Here is an 18,540-nt window from a genome sequence, read left to right on the forward strand (position 1 = left end):
GGGGACCTCGACGCGGGCGCCGATCAGCGCTTGCGAGCGAGCCGACGCGTGGTGCCGGGGCGACGGCGCAGGGCGCGCCGCATCCGGGACGACACCTGCGGCAGCGGCACCGGCTGCGTCACGACGGTCTCGACCGTCATGGAACCGTCGACCGGCCCGATGACCGCGATCGGCGTCGTCGGCGTGATCGTCATGGGCGCCATCGGCATCGTCGCGAGCATCTTGTGCGCGCGGATGTACGCCGGGATGAGGATGACGGCGGCCGAGATCCACGCGAGCGGGTTCGACCAGGCGACCCCGATGAAGCCGAACAGCGCGCCGAGCAGGATCGCCGCGACGGCGCGCGCGATGAGCTCCACGACGCCCGTGACCGTCGGGATGACGGCGTTGCCGAGGCCCTGGAGCGCGCCGCGCGTGACGAACAGCACGCCGAGCGCGGTGTAACTCAGCCCGTTGATGACGAGCATCGACACCGCGAGGTGCACGACCTCGTCCGCGCCGTCGCCGACGAAGATGCGGACGATCGGTGCGCCGAGCGAGATGAGCAGGATGCCGAGGGCCACCGCCGCGCCGAGCGCGATCCACGTCGCCTGGACGACACCGCGGCGGATGCGGTCGGGGCGACCGGCGCCGTAGTTCTGCGCGACGTACATCGAGACGGCGAGCGACATGGACTGCAGCAGGGCGACCGCCAGGCCGTCGACACGGGATGCCGCGGTGTAGGCGGCGATCGCCTCGCCGCCGAGCGTGTTGAGCGCGACCTGCACGGTCAGTGCGCCGATCGCGATGATCGACGCCTGGAATCCCATGGGGAGGCCGAGACGCAGGTGGGCCACGATGTCGGCGCGGGTGATGCGCCAGTCCTCGCGCCGCAGGTGCAGCTCGGGGATGCGGCGGCGCACGAACTCGAGGCACAGGAGCACCGAGACCGCCTGGGCGATGACGGTCGCGAGGGCCGCGCCCGCGACGCCCAGACCGAGCCACGCGATGGCGGCGATCACGAGGACGACGTTCAGACCGCACGACACGATGAGGAAGATGAGCGGCGTCCGCGAGTCGCCGATGGCTCGGATGACGGCCGACAGGAAGTTGAAGAACATCAGCGCGCCGGCGCCGAGGAAGCTGACCTGCGTGAAGATCGTCGCGTCGGCGAGGAGCTCGGGCGGGGTCTGCAGCGCCACGAGCGCAGGCTCGGCGATCAGGGGCGCGCCGACGGTCAGGATGATGGTCGTGATGCCGCTGAGGAACGCACCGGTTGCGACGGAGCGGCGGACACCGTCGGCATCCATCGCTCCGTAGGCCTGCGCGGTGGGGATCGCGAAACCGGACGTCAGACCCCACGCGAAGCCGAGCAGCAGGAACAGCAGACTCCCCGTCGCGCCGACGGCGGCGAGCGCGTCGACGCCCAGGAGGCGCCCGACGACGATCGTGTCGGCGAAGTGGTACAGCTGCTGCACGACGTTGCCGATCATCAGCGGCAGGGTGAAAAGGAGGATGACGCGCCAGGGGCGGCCCGTCGTGAGAGAGGTGGCCATGCGGGCTTTCGGGATTTCGAATCGATTCGAGGTCGATCGATTGTATCGAGGTCACCCTGGGAGTCGTAAGGGGGGTCGCACAGAAAAAGGGCGCCGATGGCTCGGCGCCCTTTCACTCTGTCGGAGTCAGAACGTGGCGGTCTCCGGGTTGGATCCCACCCGCAGACCGCGATCGAGGGCACCGATCGCGGCGATCTCGTCCGAGGTGAGCTCGAAGCCGAACACGTCGAAATTGGAGCGGATCCGCTCGGGCGTCGCGGACTTCGGGAAGACGATGAGGCCTTCCTGCAGGTGCCAGCGGATGACGACCTGAGCCGGGCTCACGCCGTGTGCCTCGGCGGCATCCGCCACGGCCTTCTCGCCGAACAGGTCGTACTTGCCCTGACCGAGCGGCCCCCACGATTCGGTGAGGATGCCCTTCGGCTCCTGGAAGCCGCGGAGCTCGCGCTGCGCGAATGCCGGGTGCAGCTCGATCTGGTTGACGGCCGGCACCGTATCGGTCTCGTCGAACAGGCGCTGCAGGTGCGGCTGGTGGAAGTTCGAGACGCCGATAGAGCGCGTCAGACCGTCGGCCTGGAAGTTCTCGAACTCCTGCCACGTCTCGACGTAGAGGTCCTTGTCGGGGCGCGGCCAGTGGATGAGGTACAGGTCGACGTGGTCGAGTCCGAGCTTCTCGAGGCTCGACTCGATCGCCGGACGAGCCGTGGCGCGACCCTGCTCGGAGTTCCACAGCTTCGTGGTGATGAACAGCTCGTCGCGAGGGATGCCGGAGGCCGCGATGGCCCGGCCGACGCCCTCTTCGTTCTGGTACGCCGCCGCCGTGTCGATGTGGCGGTAGCCGGCTTCGAGGGCGACGCTGACGATGCGCTCGGCCTCGGCGGGATCGACCTGGAAGACGCCGAAGCCCAGCTGGGGAATGGTGTGTCCGTCGTTGAGTGTGAGAGTGGGAACGGTCATGGGGATCACACTCCCACCGCAGGGCGAACGATCCCCATGCCTTGACGAATCGTGACGGATGCGGCAACGGCGTCGCTCGCCGAGCAACTCGGGTTGACAAGACGGAGGCCTGTCAACCAAGGTTGCTTCATGGACACTCCCAGTGCGATCGAGGTCGCGAGCGACACGACCGACCCGCGCGCAGGACTCCGCGCCGTCGCCTCCCTTCGCATCCTCGCCGACACCCTCGAACTCCGGCAGGTCGAGGCCGCCCTGCGAGCGGGCATGCCCTGGCAAGGCGTGGCCGACGCGCTGGGCGTCACCCGCCAGGCCGTGCACAAGAAGTACGCGAAGCGGATCGATCCGACCATCGAGGTACCCCGGAGGAAAGCATGAGCAGGATGACGACGGCGATGGGGAACGCACATCGCCTCACGCGGTATGCCATGGAGGAGGCATCCCGCACCGGCCGCACCGAGCTCGGTGTCGAGCACCTGTTCCTCGCGCTCACCCTCGACGAGGCCGATGCCGGCCAGGTCCTCCGAGCCGCGGGAGCGACGATCGCGGCAGCCCGTGAGGCCGTCGCCGCGGAGGAGGCCGCTCACCTCGCCGCGCTCGGCGCCGCGGGGGCCGGCCTCGCACCCGGGCCCATCGCCGTCGGACCCTCCGCAGGATGGGCGTGGTCCCCCGTGGCCGAACGGGTGCTGACCTCACCGGGAGACGGAACGAGCGCCGGCATCCTGCGCCGCCTGCTCGACGAGCCGAGCGGGGCGATCGAGGCGCTGCTGCGCCGCCTGAACATGACGGCCGACGATCTGCGTGCGCGGCTGGACGCCGCCGCGGGGTTGCCGCCGGTGACGACGGTGCGGCGGCGGCATCCGCTCGCCCGGTCGGCCGCGTCGTTCGTCGCTGCACCCGTCGACGAGACCTGGGCGCTCGTGTCCGACCCCGAGCGCCTGCCGGAGTGGGAGGACTCCGTGGGCCACGTGAGCGCCGCCCCCGATGGCGACTGGGTCGCGACGCCTCGCGACGACGTCGAGACCAGACCGGCGTTCCGTCGGCTGTCCATCAGCCGGACGATGGATGCCGACGCGCACCACGTCACGTGGACGTTCCGCTACCCCGACGCCCCGAAGGCGAACGCGCGGCGCATCGGCTTGCGCCTGGAGCCGGCCGCGGGTGGAACGACGGTACATATCGACTACTCGTGGGAGCGCACGTACCGTCGCCGCAGGAGCGGGCTCGGCTGGATGATGGCGCCGCTGTACCGCGTGGCCCTCGCGATGCAGGTGGCCAGGGTGGGTGCCGCGATCGGGGCTGCGGTGCGCTGACGGCCGAGTCATTCATATGAATGGATACTGCTAGCACTCCCGCGCGCGCTCGGCAAGAGCTCGATGCGCCCCCTGTGGAAGCGCACCATTCAGTCATGTCCGAACTACCCGCGCCCGAGAAGGATGCCGCACTGGGGCGACTCATCGCCCGGTCGGCCTCGGGCGATGTCGCCTCCTTCACCCGTCTCTACGACGCGACGTCCGCGGCCGCCTTCGCCGTCGCCGTGCGCGTCACCGGCGACCGGCGTCTCGCCGAGCAGGTGCTGCAGAGCGCCTTCGTATCGGTGTGGCACGACGCGGGACGCTTCCGCGCAAAGCGGACCGCTGCGCTCACCTGGATCCTCGCGATCGTGCACCGCGCTGCCGTCGCCGCCCTCCGCGACGCGCGGCCCGCGGACGCGGGGGCGCACACCCCGGACCGCACCGCGGCCAGCCACCGTGCCCTGCGGCAGCTGCCCGACGAGCAGGAACAGGTCGTCTCGCTCGCCTATTTCGGGGGACACACCCAGCCCGAGATCGCCGAGATGACCGGGACCCCCCTCGCCGCGGTGAAGGCGCGCACGCGCAGCGCGCTCGACCAGCTCCGCGACGCGGCGCGTCCCCTCGCCGAGTCGATCGCGCTCCCCCTCACCGGCTCGACCCCCATTCAGCCGCCGCCGACCGGCGCGGCCGCCTAGGGGATCCCGCTCACACGGCGGTCGCCATCGCGCGTCCGGCGGCGCGGCCCGAGAAGATGCAGCCGCCGAGGAACGTGCCTTCGAGCGCGCGGTAGCCGTGCACGCCGCCCCCGCCGAAGCCGCTCGCCTCGCCGGCTGCGTACAAGCCGGGGATCGGCTCCCCCGAGGCGGCGAGCGCACGACCCGACAGGTCGGTCTCGATGCCGCCGAGGCTCTTGCGCGTGATGATGTGGATCTTCACCGCGATGAGCGGACCGTTCTTCGGGTCGGCGATCGGGCTGGGGGTCGCGACGCGCAGCAGCTTGTCGCCGCGGTAACGCCGCGCCTGCCGGACCGCGGTGACCTGCGCGTCCTTCGTGAACGGGTTGGCCATCTCGCGGTCCCGGGCCTCGAGTTCGATGCGCACGCGATCGATGTCGAGCAGAGCGGATGCCGCCCGCATCCGCTCGAGCAATTGCGGAACCGTGTCGGCGACGATGAAGTCCGCCCCGCGCTCCTTGAACGCCTCGACGGGCGCCGTCGCCCGGTCGCCCTTCAGCCGCTGCGCGAGGAGTCGCACGTCCTTGCCGGTGAGGTCGGGGTTCTGCTCGCTGCCGGACAGCGCGAACTCCTTCTTCAGGATCGCCTGGTTGAGCACGAACCAGCTGTGATCGTGACCGCCGCGCACGATGTGCTCGAGCGTGCCGATCGTGTCGAACCCCGGGAACAGCGGCGTGGGCAGACGGTGACCGGTGGCATCCAGCCACAGCGACGAGGGCCCCGGCAGGATCCGGATGCCGTGGCTCGGCCACACGGGGCTGTGGTTCTGGATGCCCTCGACGTAATGCCACATGCGGTCGCCGTTGATCAGGTGGGCGCCGCCGGTCTCGGCGACCCCCAGCATCCGTCCGTCGACGTGCGCGGGCACGCCGGAGAGCATCGTCTCGGGGGCGCGTCCCATGCGGGTGGGCCACTGGGCGCGGACGAGGTCGTGATTGCCGCCGATGCCGCCGCTCGAGACGAGGACTGCGCCGGCGCGGAACGAGAACTCGCCCGTCTCGTTCCGGTTGCTCGGAGCACCCCGCTCGGCGGAGTCGGGTGCGAGGACCCGCGCCGCTCACCCCCACGACCGCGCCGCCGTCGACCTCGAGCCGGTCGACACGGTGCCGGAAGGCGATGCGTGCCCGGCCGGTGGCGACCCCCTCGAGCACGCGGCGGACGAAGGGTTCGAGGACGCCCGGACCGGTGCCCCACGTGATGTGGAACCGCGGCACGGAGTTGCCGTGCGCGGTCGCCCGGTCGCCGCCGCGCTCGGCCCATCCCACGACGGGGAAGAAGCGGATGCCCCGCTCCCGCAGCCACGCGCGCTTGTCACCGGCGGCGAACTGCAGGTACGCCTCGGCCCACGCCCGGGGCCAGCGGTCCTCGGGGCGGTCGAAGCCCGCTGAGCCGAACCAGTCCTGCCGCGCGAGCTCGAGCGAGTCCTTCACGCCGAGGCGGCGCTGCTCGGGTGAGTCGACGAGGAACAGGCCGCCGAACGACCACCACGCCTGTCCACCGAAGCTCGCCTCGGGTTCCTGCTCGACGATCAGCACGCGCTTGCCCGCATCCAGCAGTTCGGATGCGGCGACCAGCCCCGCGAGTCCCGCTCCGACGACGATCGCGTCCGCGGCATCCGTTGTCATGCGTGCGTCTCCTTCGACGCGCCCGTCTGCGGTGACGGGCGCTGAGGAGACTCTAAGCCGCCGGGTTGCCGCGGCGGATGCACGACCGGCGGTGCGGGTGATGCCGGCGCAGACCGGCGAGGCCGCTCCCAACCCGCCCATCGTGCAAACGTCGCCTCAGAGGCTGAATCCGCCGTCGCTCGTGAGGACCTGGCCGACGATCCAGGCGCCCTCGGCCGTCGACAGCCAGCCGATGAGTGCGGCGGGATCGGCCGGCACGCCGACACGGCCGAAGGGGGTCGCCCGGATCCACTCGTCGAGTCCCGACGTGTCGCGGTCGGCGGTGTCGGGATCCATGTAGCCGGTGTTCACGGGGCCGGGGTTGACGGTGTTGAGGACGATGCCGAGTTCGAGCAGTTCGGCCGCGACGGTGCGGGTGATGCCCGCGAGCGCCGCCTTGCTCGTCGCATACGCAACCTCGCCGAACATCGCGCCGTGGCCCTGGCCCGAGGTCATCCAGAACACGCGCCCGGTCGGCTCGGCGTACGGTTTCGCGCCCTCGATCGCGTCGCCCGGGCGCCGCTGACCCGACTGCGGCGGGGCGAGGCGGCGGGCGAACTCCGCCGTGAGCAGGAGCGTCGAGCGGGCGTTCGTGCTCCAGAACGCGTCGAGCCGGTCGGCGGTCATGTCGAGGATGCTGCCGTCGTCGCCGCTCTTGGCGTGATTGCAGACGAGGATGTCGAGGCGGCCGGTCAGCGCGGACGCGGCGTCGATGAGGCCGGGGATCGCCCCGGCATCCGTCAGATCAGCCTCGACGTCGCCGAATCTCGCGTCGCCGACGAGGGCCGAGCGGATGCCGCTGCGCACCGCATCGAGGTCGTCCCCGCCCCATGGCTGGTCGAGGTCGTGAGGCCGCCAGTGCTGCACGAAGACGCTCGCGCCGAGCTCTGCGAGGCGGGAGGCTACCGCGAAGCCGATGCCGCGACGGCGCGAGACGCCCGTGACGAGGGCGGTCTTTCCTGCAAGGGGAAGGGTCATCGGTGCGGCCTCACGGTGAGGGACTGGACGACGGATCCGACGACACCGCGTTCGTCGTGGAGGACCGTGTGGGTCATGCCGAGGCCGGTCGCGCCGAAGGTGACAGTGGTGTCGAAGCCGATCCATCCGTATTCGGGCGTGCGGACCAGGTGCAGGGTGAGGTCGAGGTTCGGGAAGGCCACCTCGCGCGGGTCGGCGCGAGGCGTGATCCCGTTGGCGATGTCGATGAGCGAGACGAGCCGCGCGGTCGTCGACACCGGCTCTCCCTCGAGAAGCGGGACGGCGGGGAGGATCCAGGTCTGTGCACGACCCGGTTCCTCCTGTCGGCGTCGCACCTCGCCGACGGTCGCAATGAACTCGCCGGGCCAGGCTGACGACGGATCGACGGGCCCGATCGCGTCGCGCGGGGGCATCGCGGGGTGGGCGGTGCCCGCGAGCGGGTCGGTGTCGCGGGTGTGCATGAGCCACGCCCGCGCGCTGAGCGCGGGCCGGCCCGCCTGCGAGAGCGTTGCCTCGACGAGTTCGATGCTCCGCCCCGGGCGCAGCACGCGGCAGGTCACCTCGACGTCGTCGATCGGGATCACCCCGAGGATGTCCACCGACAGCCGCGAGAGCTGCATCGGCTGCGGGCTGCGCGCCGCGTGATCGACCTCGATCGCATGGGCGAGGAGGCCTATCGGCGGGGCGACGTGCTGCTCGGTGACGTTCCAGGCTCCCCCGGTGAACGTCGTCGGCTGGAACCTGGTCGCGTCGGTTCGTTCGAAGTAGGCGGGCACGAGTACGGATGCTACCCGTGGCCTCCCCGGCCCGGGAGACTCAGCGCCGCAGCAGCTTCACGACCCCGGCCAGGGCGGCGACGCCGGCGACGGATGCCGCGGAATAGAGCCCGCGCCGGTGGCGCAGCGCGCGGGTCTGGATGCTCTCGCCGCGCGCGCGGTCGTCGAACGCGCCGTGGGCTCCATGATCGCCGGGGACCGGCTCGTACAGGTTGGGCGGGGTGGTCGACGAGCCCTTGTCGGGCGCGAACTGCCCCTCCCAGGCGTTCTTGGCGAGGTACCAGTCCATGAACCGGCCGGCGACGCGGGTGCCGAGGACGAGACCGACGGTCGACTCCCCCACCCAGGTGCGGCGGCGGGGCTTGTCCGCGACGTCGGCGACCGCGCGGGCTCCGACCTCGGGCTGGTAGATCGGCGGGACCGGCTGCGGGTGCTCCGAGAAGGGCGACTTCACCCAGCCGAACTGCGTGGTGTTCAGGGCCGGCATGTCGACGATCGAGACGGCGACCGCGCTGCCCTCATGGGTGAGTTCGGACACGACCGAGTCGGTGAATCCGTGCACGGCGTGCTTCGAGCCGCAGTAGGCCGCCTGGAGCGGGATGCCGCGGTGTGCCAGAGCCGAGCCGATCTGGATGACGTGACCGCGATTGCGCGGCCGCATCCGCGTCAGTGCGGCGCGGGTGCCGTTCACGGTGCCGAGGTAGGTGACCTGCGTCGCCCGTTCGTAGTCCTCGGGAGTCGTCTCGAGGAACGGGGCGATCGACCCCGACATGACGTTGTTGACCCAGAGGTCGATCTCGCCGAGTTCCGCTTCGATCTCGGATGCGGCGGCGTCGACCGCAGCGTTGTCCGCGACATCGACCGAGATGCCGTGTGCGCGTCGTCCCTTGGCGCGGACCTCGGCGGTGGCGGCATCCACCCCGTCGCGGCCGCGGGCGAGGACGGCGACATCCCAGCCGCGGTCGGCGAGTTCGCGGACGATAGCGCGACCGAGTCCTGCGCTGCCGCCGGTGACGACGGCGACGCCTCGGGATGTGGTGCTGCTCACGGCGACTCCTCCCGCGGGGGCCCGACCGGGCGTGATCAGCCCGAGGAGTCGAACATCGACCGCTGCAGCCATCTTTCGGTGCGCCCCGGGTCGGAGGTATGCGCTTGCCAGGGGTGCGGGGATGGGGTACGAGGCGCAAGCGCATCGTGCGGAGGAACGCAACCCCGGGTCCCGGCATCCGCTCCCGGGCTACCGTCCCGGCATGAAGAGTTCAGAGATTCGCTGGAACGACGAGGCACGCGCCAAGATCCTCGATGATGCCGACCGAGTGCTGCGGGAGGCCGTCGTGGACCTCGCCGGCTCGGGCGAGATGACATCGGACGAGGCGTTCGCGGCACTGACCGGCAAGCTGAAGGACCAGTTCATCGACTGGGAGCCGGGTCCCGACCTGCGCACCTATGCCGACGCCATCGCGAACGGCGAGGTCGAGACGGACGCGGAGTAGGACTCACACCAGGGGCGCTGTGCCGGGGTAGGCGTCCATCGCGACGGGCTCCCAGGCGTCGAGGATCTCGTCGAGGATGAACCGTCCCGCCTCGCGCCACATCTCGACGATGTCCTCGTCAGGGATGCGGTCGAGCTCGCTGCGCGTGACCAGACGGATGTCGGTGGACTCGCCGTCCTCCGGTGCACCTGCGGGCTCCTCGTCGGTGGTGAGCGCGTAGAGCAGGTCGGTGTGGAAGTGAGCCGGATCGGCAGAGGTGCAGGCAGTGGACGACATCACCGGAACGGGGTGGGCGGCGGCATCCGTCACCTGCCTGATCCGGACGCGCGGCTGCAGCACCCGGACCTGCACGGGCTGGTAGCCGGATTCCTCGACGAGCTCGCGGAGCACCGCCGCCCACGGCGTCTCGTCGCGCTCGATATGCCCGCCGAACATCATGAGCTTCCGCACCTTGAGATGCCGGTGGTACGTCAGGCGCGGCTCCGGACCGTCGGTGCGCACGATGAAGAAGCTGACCGTCGCGTCGTGGTCGCCGGGGTCGGTGTGGAGGTGGGGCATGGGTCCCTCCCTCAGGAATTGTCGTCCGTCTGGGGCGCCGGGTCACCGAAGCGGGCAAGAGCTGCGCAGTACCGATCGCCGAAGTCAATCCGCGTGACGTCTGAGTACTCCAACTCAGCGGGCTCATCGGACCAGACGCCCGCTCGATTGATCAGGAGCATGGAGAAGACGTCGGATCCACGCTCCACCACTTTGCCGACGAAGAGCGCCTGATCATCGTCGGCTTCGATGCTGAGCGCGATCAGCCGCGAATGAGCGTTCGCCGTCTGCAAAACGGAGCTCACGGACGCATCGGCCGGGAGGTGATAGTCGACGGTGGGGCGACCGAGCGCCTCGATCGCGGAGCTGACGTAGCCGTTCTCGGTGTCTTCGACGACGGCCGTGATGTCCCTTATCGGCAGCAGGAAGTACCCGTCGAAGTAGACACTGTCGACCAGCGCCTGCAAAGCCAGCCAATTTCCCTCTACCCCGACCACGATTCCGCGCACTCGGGAAAAGGTCTCGCCGGCGCGGCCCCGCTCGATTTCTACCGGGCAGCCCAGCGTGGACATACGCACCAGTTCGTCCTCGATCACTGTGAACCCTGTCCTTCTCCGGGGCGTCAAGCGGTTCGACGGCTCTTCGAGCATCACACCACAGCTCTTCCGCTTTGGATCAGTAGATCATCTTGACGGTGCAGTTCGGGGCGATGCGACAGAGATGTGGCGCTCGCGACAGCTCGAGTCGATGTCGGAGGTTGGTGCGAGAGTGGAGGCATGACCGAAGCGATGGAAACCCCCGATGGTGAGTCGTATCTCGCCGCCATTGCGGGGATCGTCGCGGACGTCGAGGACATCGGTGTTGAGTTCGCTCGGGTGAAGATTCGTGAGCTGCGCGCCCTGGCCGCCGCGGGGCGGCTGGCGGACGCGCAGGGCGCCCCCCGCAACGCGCGCGTCCAGGTGCACGACATGGTGCTCCGGTCGATCTCGGCGGAGGTCGCGGGGGTGATGCGGCTCACCGACCGGGCGGTTCAGCGTCGGATCGGCGAGGCGCGGGTGACGATTGAAGGATTCCCCGCGGCGGTCGCCGCGTGGGAAGCCGGGCGGATCGTGCAGGGGCATGTGAAAGCGATCGTCGACGCCGGGCTGAATCTCCCCGGCGAGATGTGGGCGGAGTTCGAGGCCGTCGCGATCGAACGCTGCGACGGCCAGACACCGAACCGAGTCCGGGGCGAGCTCGAGATCCTCGCGCACCGGATGCACCCACGATCGTTCGCGGAACGGCATGAAGAGGCAGCGGCGGGCCGGTGCGTGCGACTCATGCCCGGGCGGGATGGGATGTCGGACCTGATCGCAACCCTCCCGACCGTGATCGCGGAGGGGATCCACGACCGGCTCACCCAGCAAGCACGCGCGATCATCGATACCCGCGACGAACGCTCGGCCGGCTCGGAGATTGTCGCGACCGACGCCCGATCGACCGATCAGGTCCGGGCAGACGTGTTCTCCGACCTCCTCCTCGCAGGCACCCCCGCGCTCGACGACACGCGTGACACAACCGCCGGACCCCTCGGGGCGATCCGGGCTCGCGTGCAGGTCTTGGTTCCCGCCGCGACGTTGACCGGCGGGAACGATGGGCCCTGCGATCTCGCCGGCCGGTCCCCTATCGACCCGGCCACCGCGCGCACACTGGCCGGATCGACGCACATCTGGGAACGCCTCTTCCACGACCCGACGACTGGCGTCACCGTCTCCACGGACTCGTACCGGGTGCCGTCGGGGATGCGCCGGTTCCTGCAAGCCCGCGATCAGCACTGCCGGTTCCCCGGATGCCGCGTCGCCGCGATCCGCTGCGAGATCGACCACACCCACGACCACGCCCTCGGCGGACGGACCGAACTCACCAATCTCGCCCACCTGTGCCAACGGCACCACTCGATGAAGCAATTCACCGCCTGGAAAGTCCGACAACTCCAGGGTGGTGTCCTCGAATGGACCTCACCCCTCGGCAGGATCTACCGCGAAGACGCACCCACCCCGGCCGTCGCGTTCACCCCTGCCGCCAGCCCACCCGGAGACCCGGCGCCGTTCTGAGCACTGCTGATTCGCGCGATCGCGACCCGCGTCGCCGATTCTCACGATCTCGACCTGCGAACGGAGCGCGCCCTGCCTTACAGCCCGAGCGCCCGCAAGTAGTCGTTCAGGAACGCACCGCGCGGGTCCAGCGCCCGCTGCAGCTGCACGAACTCCGCCCAGCGCGGATAGAGCTCGGCGGGATCGCGCGGCGTGAAGACCTTGCCCCAGTGCGGCCGCGCACCGAAGGGCGCGAGCGCGGCTTCGAGCTCTGGCAGTACCTCCGCAACCCCGGCCTCATCGTCGGTCCATGTGAAATGGAACGCGACCGAGTCCCGGCCCGAGCTCGGCGAGAGCCACAGGTCGTCGCCGGCGATCGTCCGCACCTCGCACACCTGCAACACGGGCTTCAGGCGCTCGGAGAGCTCGCGGACCGCGTCGAACGCAGCCACGGCGTCGCCGAACGGCAACAGGAACTCGGACTGCAGCTCCTCGCCGTTCGACGGCGTGAACTCGAGCTTGAAGTGCGGCAGCCGATCGAGCCACCGCCCCGCCTTGCCGCCCTGCACGGTGCACGACGCCGCCGAGACGCCGGGGAGCGGATGCCGGGCGCCCGACGCCTGGCGATCGCGCAGCGCCGCGGGAATCGGGGTCGCCGCGGCATCCGTGCGCTCCTTGCGCCACACCTGGTCGACGTACATGTCGTCGCGGAACGTCGTGAAGAACGAGACGCTGTAAGCCGACCCCGCGATGACGTCGAACGCCTTCCGCACTGCCTCGAGCGGCACGTTCTCGTACACGGTCTGCGCGACCTCGTACGTCGGCTCGATCGCGAGCTCGACGGTCGTCACGATCCCGAGCGCACCGAGTCCCACGACCGCGCCGGCGAGGGCGTCGTCGCGGTCGGTCAGCTGCACCAGCTCACCGGTCGACGTGACGAGTTCGAGGCCGGTCACCGCGGCGGCGAGCGAGCGGTTGCCCACGCCCGACCCGTGCGTGCCCGTGCTCACGGCGCCGGCGACCGAGATGTGCGGCAGCGACGCGAGGTTCGCGAGCGCCCACCCCTGCCGGTCGAGCTCCTGCGCGAGTTCGCCGTAACGGACGCCCCCACCGACGCGCACCCGCTTCTGCGCGGCATCCACCTGGATCGGAAGATCGAGCTCGGCGGTCGACACGAGCGTCCCGCCCGTGTCGGCGATGCGGGTGAAGGAGTGACGCGAGCCCAGGGCCTTCACCGAATCGGATGCCGCGACCACCTCACGCAGCTCGTCGACGGTCCTCGGCGCGACGTACCGCTCCGCCGTGTAGCGGATGTTCCGGGACCAGTTCTCTCCTGCGCCGTCGCTCATGCGAGCCAGCCTACGGGCGCCCGCAGCAGGCGGCTCGGGTCAACCCGCCATGCGCGGGTCCTCCGTCGGATCGAGGCTGCTGCTCACCCGCGTCGACCGAGGTGGGTTCCCCCAGGCATCCGACGTCGCGATCTTGATCGTCGAGAACGGCGGCGAACGGCTTGATCCCACCGTGGTCGCGACGCTGGCCGAACGGTTCCAACGCGGGACCGCTCGTATCCGCCGATCCGATCACGAGCGGAACGGACTCGGACTCGCGATCGTCGGCGCGATCGTCGGAGCTCACGGGGGCGAGCTCACCCTCGCGGCACGAACGACCGGCGGTCTGCGCGCGACGGTGCGAGTGCCTGTCGACATCGACCCGGCGAGCTGACGGCACGCGTCAGTCGTGGTGGTCGTGCTCGTCCTCAAGCAGCATTCCCACCGAGGTCGCGCACGCGTCACCGCGCCAGGCCTCGACCCCCTCGCGCACCGCGAATACCGCGATGACGAGACCGGCGACGGCATCCGCCCACCACCAGCCGAATGCGGCATTCACCACGAGACCCACGAGGACCGCCGCCGACAGGTAGGTGCAGATGAGGGTCTGCTTCGAGTCGGCCACGGCCGTCGCCGAGCCGAGTTCCCTGCCGGCACGGCGCTCGGCGAGCGAGAGGAACGGCATCACGAGCACGCTCACCGCCGTGAGGACGATCCCGATCGGCGAGGTCTCGGGCTCGGTGCGGAGTACCAGCGCCGTCACCGACGAGACGGTGACATAGGTCGCGAGCGCGAAGAACGCGACGGCGATCACCCTCAGGGTCCCGCGTTCCCAGCGCTCCGGGTCACGTCGAGTGAACTGCCATGCCACCGCGGCCGCCGACAGCACCTCGATGGTCGAGTCGAGCCCGAACCCGATGAGGGCGGCGGACGAGGCGATCGTCCCCGCCGTCACCGCCACCACGGCCTCGATGAGGTTGTACGCGATCGTGGCGGCGACGATCCACCGGATGCGGCGACGCAGCACTCCGGCCCGCGACGCCTCGGCGACAGCCGTCACGCGCAGCACCGGCATCCGTCGATCGCGCACTCTTCACCGGCGTCGACCGCGACGACAGCGTCGAGCAGCTGTGCGAGCCCGGCGGTCAGATGCGGATCGGCGATGTCGTACCGCGTGCGCCGACCCTCGGGCGTCGCGACGATGAGGCCGCAGCCGCGCAGGCAGGCGAGGTGGTTGGACACATTGGTCCGCGTCAGCTCGAGGTCGCGGGCGAGATCGGCGGGGTATCCGGGTCGCTCCAGGAGCGACAGCAGGATGCGGGAGCGCGACGGATCCGCCATCGCGCGTCCCAAGCGGTTCATGACGTCGAGGCGAGAAGAAAGGGTCAGCACACGCTGACTATACAGCGAGTGCTGACCCTTTCGCGATCGGTCAGACGGTGGGGATGGAGCCCGTCCGCTCGGCGATCTTGCGGTCGCCGCGACGTCGGCCGTAGCGCGCGATGAAGAACAGGATCGTCCCGACGACGACGTAGCCGGCGGTGGCCAGCCAGACCGGCCCTTCCTGCTGGGTGAGCAGGACGATCGACGCGATGATCGCGAGGACCGGCACGATGCGCGGGACCGAGAAGTGCTTGTGCTCGACCTTGTCCTTCTTGAGCACGAGCACGCTCACGTTCGCCGTCAGGAAGACCAGCAGCAGGAGCAGCACGGTCGTGTTGGCGAGCGTCGAGATGTCGCCGACGACCGTGAGGAGCATCGTGACACCGGCGACGACGATGATCGCGACCCACGGCGTACGCCGCTTCGGGAGCACCCTGCCGAACGCGTGCGGCAGCAGCTGGTTCTCGGCCAGACCGTAGGCGACGCGGCTCGCCATCACCATGAACAGGAGCGCGCCGTTGGCGATCGCGACGAGGGCGATGAGGCTGAAGAGCCACCCCGGGACGGCGAGCCCACTGGCCGTGACGACCTCGAGCAGCGGACCGGTCGAGGTCGCGAGCTCGGTCGGCTCGACGACGATGACGGCGCCGATCGCGATCAGCAGGTAGACCACCGCCGCGGTCAGGATCGCCCCGAACAGCGCCCGTGGGTACGCCCGGGAGGGATTCTTCACTTCTTCAGCCATGTTGGCGGCGGCCTCGAAGCCGAGGAACGAGAAGAAGGCGACGATGGATGCCGCGAAGGCCCCCTCGAGCGGGGGGAACGTCCGGCGCGAATTCGAAGATGCGCGACGGATCTCCGCCTCCGCTGCCGAACACGATCGCCGCGACGACGATCACGATGACCAGGCCCGAGACCTCGATCATCGAGGCCACCATGTTCGTGGCGAGCGACTCCTTCACACCTCGCAGGTTGATGAGGGTGAGGAGGGCGATGAACGTGATGGCCACGGGGATCGGCGGGATGTCGACCAGAGCGGTGAAGTAGTCGCCGGCGAAGGCGTTCGCGAGAGCGGCTGCCGTCGTGATGCCCGAGGCCATCATGAGGAACCCGACGAGGAACGACAGGAACGGGATGCCGAACGCCTTGTCGACGTAGCGCGCGGCGCCTCCGGCGTGCGGGTACTTCGTGATGAGCTCGGCGTAGGTGCCGGCCGTGAGCAGCGCGACGACGAGCGCGATCAGCAGCGGCAGCCAGATGACGCCGCCGACGTCGGTCGCCATCGTGCCGACGAGCGTGTAGATGCCGGCGCCGAGCGTGTCGCCGACGATGAAGGCGAACAGCAGCCACGTGCCGACGGCGCGCTTCAGACCGGGCTTCTCCTGGGCGGGTGCAGCCGTGGTGTCGTTTGTCATCGCACCACTCCAGCCAAGTCCCGCGCGGGATGCAACCCCTACCGCGACGGGGTCTCCTGTGCCTGCGCGCCGCCCCCGACCTGATCCTGCAAGAGAACCGCCTGCCTGAGAACCTCGCGCAGCCCTCCGAGAAGGAGCGCGACGCCGAGCCCGACGACCATCGCGAGGCCGGCGATCAGCAGGACGGCCCGGCTCCCCGCACCCGCGCCGAAGACGACCCCGCAGCCGACGACGACCACGATCATCGCCGCAGCCGCGCACCCGACCAGCCCGTCGACCCAGCGCATCGAGCCATCGTCGAAGAGCCGCCCGCGGTCAGCGCGGGTGAGCAACCGCCAGACGCAGACGAGGGCGGCCAGCACGCAGGACAGCAAAATGCCCGCGAGCACCACACCGGCATCCCGAAGCCCAGCGAGCTCCGGCACCCATTGCACGACGACGTCGGCGATGCCCGGCACGACCCACACCTGCACGATGACGATCACGGTGAAGACGAAACCCGCACCGACCTTGGCGAGTGTGATCATGAACGGCCTCCATCTATCGATATTCGATATATGTATATCGATGAACGACGCTCGGTGTCGAGAGCCGGCGTCGCGCCGACACGGCAGGATGGGCTCATGACGACTCCCCCACCCGCGACGCATCCCGTCGCGTCGTTCTTCCGCGGCATCGGCGATCTGGGTCGCGGATTCGGCTTCTGGGGGCGCCTGCCCGGCCGGATGGCGCTCGGGCTGATCCCCGCCGCGATCGTCGGCCTCCTCCTTCTCGCCGGGATCATCACGCTCATCGTCTTCCTGCGCGACATCGTCACCGCGGTCACGGGGTTCGCCGACGGATGGTCGGACGTCGCGGCGTCACTCGTGCGGTTCGGCATCGGCGCAGGAATCCTCGGCGGCGCGATCGTCCTGGCGGTCGTCTCGTTCACCGCCCTGACGCTCCTCGTCGGCGATCCCTTCTACGAGCGCATCTGGCGCTCCGTCGAGGAACACCTCGGCGACGCGCCGGTCGAATCCGACTACGGATTCTGGCGCTCGATCGGCGACAGCATCGGGCTCATCCTCCGCGGCCTGCTCGCGGCGATCGTCGCCGGCCTCATCGGGCTCATCCCCCTGGTCGGCACCGTCCTCGGCGCCGTCGTCGCCGCCTTCCTCACGGGGTGGCTCCTGGCCGACGAGCTCACCTCGCGGGCCCTCGCCGCACGGGGATGGGATGCCGCGGCTCGCCGCGCCCTGCGCAAGGGCAACCGTGCGCGGGTGCTCGGCTTCGGCGTGGCCACGCAGCTCTGCTTCCTCATCCCGCTCGGCGCCGTCGTCGCGATGCCGGCAGCCGTCGCCGGTTCGACGGTACTGTCACGCACCCTCCTCGACGCACGAGCCGTCACAGGTCAGACTGATCACTCGGCAGCGCCCATCGGGCGCAGAAACGGAGCATGATGCGCCTCGTCCCCTTCGGGCCCACCGACCACCACGTCCCCAACGTCGTCGCCGGGATGATGCGCATCGAGGAGATGTCCGACGAGGCCATCCGCGGGTTGTACGACGCGTGCCGCGACGCCGGCGTCGACTTCTTCGACCACGCCGACCTGTACGGCAGCAGCCGCCACGGCTGCGAGCGCCGATTCGCCGAGGCTCTGAACCTCAGCCCTGCGGAACGCGACGAGATCACGCTGCAGACCAAGACCGGCATCGTCGCCGACGACTGGCACTTCGACCACTCGTACGAGCACATCGTCACGTCGGCCGAAGAGTCGCTGCAGGCGCTCGGCACCGATCGGCTCGACGTGCTCCTCCTCCACCGTCCCGACGCGCTCGTCGAGCCCGAGGAGGTCGCGCGGGCCTTCGACCACCTCGAATCGTCGGGCAAGGTGCGTGCCTTCGGCGTCTCGAACCACACGCCGCGGCAGATCGATCTGCTCAAGACGGCGGTGACCCAGCCGATCGTCGCCAATCAGGTGCAGTTGTCGATCACTCACTCGACGATCGTCGCGCAGGGCCTCGCATCGAACATGGCGGGAGAGGAAGATTCCATCACCCGCGACGGGGGCGGTCTCGTCGATTACTCGCGCATCAACCGCATCACGCTGCAGGCGTGGTCGCCGTTCCAGAAGAACTTCTTCGACGGCGTCATCTTCGGCGCTCCCGAGTACCCCGAGCTGAATGGACTGATGGACCGCCTGGCCGCGAAGTACGACGTGACGCCGACCGCCATCGCCACGGCCTGGATCACCCGGCATCCCGCGCACATGCAGGTGGTGCTCGGCACCACCAACCCGCAGCGCGTCGCGGACGCCGCCGCCGGTTCGGACATCCCCCTCACCCGACCCGAGTGGTACGGCCTCATCACCGCGGCAGGCCACAAGGTCCCCTGAGC

At 69.9% G+C, this 18,540-nt stretch carries 21 protein-coding genes and 1 pseudogene; 8 read left to right on the plus strand and 14 right to left on the minus strand.

What is annotated here, in order from left to right:
- Positions 1–23 precede the first annotated feature (23 nt).
- Complete coding sequence (locus QE428_RS04755) at positions 24–1,535, minus strand: MATE family efflux transporter (RefSeq protein ID WP_091357775.1); 1,512 nt, start codon at positions 1,533–1,535, stop codon at positions 24–26.
- Positions 1,536–1,661: 126 nt separating this feature from the next.
- A complete protein-coding gene (locus QE428_RS04760) occupies positions 1,662–2,492 on the minus strand; it encodes an aldo/keto reductase (protein ID WP_307463620.1) in 831 nt (276 codons plus the stop codon).
- Between the two features lie 129 nt (positions 2,493–2,621).
- On the opposite strand from QE428_RS04760, the gene QE428_RS04765 reads away from it, so the two are divergent.
- From QE428_RS04765 to QE428_RS04775, 3 genes are all read left to right on the plus strand, one after another.
- Positions 2,622–2,867, plus strand: a complete 246-nt coding sequence (locus QE428_RS04765) for a hypothetical protein (protein ID WP_307463625.1) — start codon at positions 2,622–2,624, stop codon at positions 2,865–2,867.
- 5 nt (positions 2,868–2,872) lie between these two features.
- The gene (locus QE428_RS04770) at positions 2,873–3,802 is read left to right on the plus strand and encodes an SRPBCC family protein (RefSeq protein ID WP_307463627.1); all 930 of its coding nucleotides are present in this window, start codon (positions 2,873–2,875) and stop codon (positions 3,800–3,802) included.
- Between the two features lie 95 nt (positions 3,803–3,897).
- Positions 3,898–4,479, plus strand: a complete 582-nt coding sequence (locus QE428_RS04775) for a sigma-70 family RNA polymerase sigma factor (RefSeq protein ID WP_307463630.1) — start codon at positions 3,898–3,900, stop codon at positions 4,477–4,479.
- Between the two features lie 10 nt (positions 4,480–4,489).
- On the opposite strand, the pseudogene QE428_RS04780 reads toward QE428_RS04775, so the two are convergent.
- The 4 genes and pseudogenes from QE428_RS04780 to QE428_RS04795 all read right to left on the minus strand — a co-directional run bounded on the left by QE428_RS04780 (position 4,490) and on the right by QE428_RS04795 (position 8,984).
- Positions 4,490–6,143, minus strand: a pseudogene (locus QE428_RS04780) (FAD-binding dehydrogenase).
- A gap of 156 nt (positions 6,144–6,299) precedes the next feature.
- Positions 6,300–7,160 (minus strand): SDR family oxidoreductase, encoded by an 861-nt coding sequence (locus QE428_RS04785; RefSeq protein ID WP_307463633.1) that lies wholly within the window; start codon positions 7,158–7,160, stop codon positions 6,300–6,302.
- Complete coding sequence (locus tag QE428_RS04790) at positions 7,157–7,936, minus strand: thioesterase family protein (RefSeq protein ID WP_307463635.1); 780 nt, start codon at positions 7,934–7,936, stop codon at positions 7,157–7,159. The genes QE428_RS04785 and QE428_RS04790 overlap by 4 nt, the downstream gene beginning before the upstream one ends.
- 40 nt (positions 7,937–7,976) lie before the next feature.
- Positions 7,977–8,984, minus strand: coding sequence for an SDR family oxidoreductase (locus tag QE428_RS04795; protein ID WP_307463638.1), 1,008 nt, complete (start codon positions 8,982–8,984; stop codon positions 7,977–7,979).
- A 202-nt stretch (positions 8,985–9,186) separates the two neighbouring features.
- Here QE428_RS04795 and QE428_RS04800 point away from each other — a divergent pair, with 202 nt between their 5' ends.
- Positions 9,187–9,429, plus strand: coding sequence for a hypothetical protein (locus QE428_RS04800; RefSeq protein WP_307463641.1), 243 nt, complete (start codon positions 9,187–9,189; stop codon positions 9,427–9,429).
- Between the two features lie 3 nt (positions 9,430–9,432).
- Here QE428_RS04800 and QE428_RS04805 read toward each other — a convergent pair whose 3' ends face one another.
- The gene (locus QE428_RS04805) at positions 9,433–9,987 is read right to left on the minus strand and encodes an NUDIX domain-containing protein (protein WP_307463644.1); all 555 of its coding nucleotides are present in this window, start codon (positions 9,985–9,987) and stop codon (positions 9,433–9,435) included.
- A gap of 11 nt (positions 9,988–9,998) precedes the next feature.
- Positions 9,999–10,562, minus strand: coding sequence for a hypothetical protein (locus QE428_RS04810; protein WP_307463647.1), 564 nt, complete (start codon positions 10,560–10,562; stop codon positions 9,999–10,001).
- Positions 10,563–10,742: 180 nt separating this feature from the next.
- Here QE428_RS04810 and QE428_RS04815 point away from each other — a divergent pair, with 180 nt between their 5' ends.
- Positions 10,743–12,059 (plus strand): HNH endonuclease signature motif containing protein, encoded by a 1,317-nt coding sequence (locus QE428_RS04815; protein ID WP_307463649.1) that lies wholly within the window; start codon positions 10,743–10,745, stop codon positions 12,057–12,059.
- 77 nt (positions 12,060–12,136) lie between these two features.
- Here QE428_RS04815 and QE428_RS04820 read toward each other — a convergent pair whose 3' ends face one another.
- On the minus strand, positions 12,137–13,387 hold the full coding sequence (locus tag QE428_RS04820; RefSeq protein WP_307463651.1) for an FAD-binding protein: 1,251 nt from the start codon (positions 13,385–13,387) through the stop codon (positions 12,137–12,139).
- 49 nt (positions 13,388–13,436) lie between these two features.
- Between QE428_RS04820 and QE428_RS04825 the strand changes: the two genes are divergently transcribed.
- The gene (locus tag QE428_RS04825) at positions 13,437–13,760 is read left to right on the plus strand and encodes an ATP-binding protein (RefSeq protein ID WP_307463653.1); all 324 of its coding nucleotides are present in this window, start codon (positions 13,437–13,439) and stop codon (positions 13,758–13,760) included.
- A gap of 9 nt (positions 13,761–13,769) precedes the next feature.
- Here the strand turns inward: QE428_RS04825 and QE428_RS04830 are convergent, their stop codons facing one another.
- From QE428_RS04830 to QE428_RS04850, 5 genes are read right to left on the minus strand one after another with little or no spacing between them, the layout of a single operon-like run.
- Positions 13,770–14,441 (minus strand): cation diffusion facilitator family transporter, encoded by a 672-nt coding sequence (locus QE428_RS04830; RefSeq protein ID WP_307463655.1) that lies wholly within the window; start codon positions 14,439–14,441, stop codon positions 13,770–13,772.
- Positions 14,423–14,758, minus strand: coding sequence for a helix-turn-helix transcriptional regulator (locus tag QE428_RS04835; RefSeq protein WP_091357811.1), 336 nt, complete (start codon positions 14,756–14,758; stop codon positions 14,423–14,425). Before QE428_RS04835 ends, QE428_RS04830 begins: the two co-directional genes overlap by 19 nt.
- A gap of 40 nt (positions 14,759–14,798) precedes the next feature.
- Positions 14,799–15,605 (minus strand): APC family permease, encoded by an 807-nt coding sequence (locus tag QE428_RS04840; protein ID WP_307470634.1) that lies wholly within the window; start codon positions 15,603–15,605, stop codon positions 14,799–14,801.
- On the minus strand, positions 15,487–16,164 hold the full coding sequence (locus tag QE428_RS04845; protein WP_307463658.1) for an APC family permease: 678 nt from the start codon (positions 16,162–16,164) through the stop codon (positions 15,487–15,489). The genes QE428_RS04840 and QE428_RS04845 overlap by 119 nt, the downstream gene beginning before the upstream one ends.
- 38 nt (positions 16,165–16,202) lie before the next feature.
- Positions 16,203–16,691 carry a DUF2975 domain-containing protein gene (locus tag QE428_RS04850; RefSeq protein ID WP_091357818.1) on the minus strand — a complete coding sequence of 163 codons (489 nt, stop codon included), beginning with the start codon at positions 16,689–16,691 and terminating at the stop codon, positions 16,203–16,205.
- Positions 16,692–16,787: 96 nt separating this feature from the next.
- On the opposite strand from QE428_RS04850, the gene QE428_RS04855 reads away from it, so the two are divergent.
- The gene (locus tag QE428_RS04855) at positions 16,788–17,603 is read left to right on the plus strand and encodes an EI24 domain-containing protein (RefSeq protein WP_307463662.1); all 816 of its coding nucleotides are present in this window, start codon (positions 16,788–16,790) and stop codon (positions 17,601–17,603) included.
- Positions 17,603–18,538 (plus strand): aldo/keto reductase family oxidoreductase, encoded by a 936-nt coding sequence (locus tag QE428_RS04860; RefSeq protein ID WP_307470637.1) that lies wholly within the window; start codon positions 17,603–17,605, stop codon positions 18,536–18,538. Before QE428_RS04855 ends, QE428_RS04860 begins: the two co-directional genes overlap by 1 nt.
- Positions 18,539–18,540 lie beyond the last annotated feature (2 nt).

The sequence above is a fragment of the Microbacterium sp. SORGH_AS_0505 genome (genome assembly GCF_030818715.1).
Classification (GTDB): Bacteria; Actinomycetota; Actinomycetes; order Actinomycetales; family Microbacteriaceae; genus Microbacterium.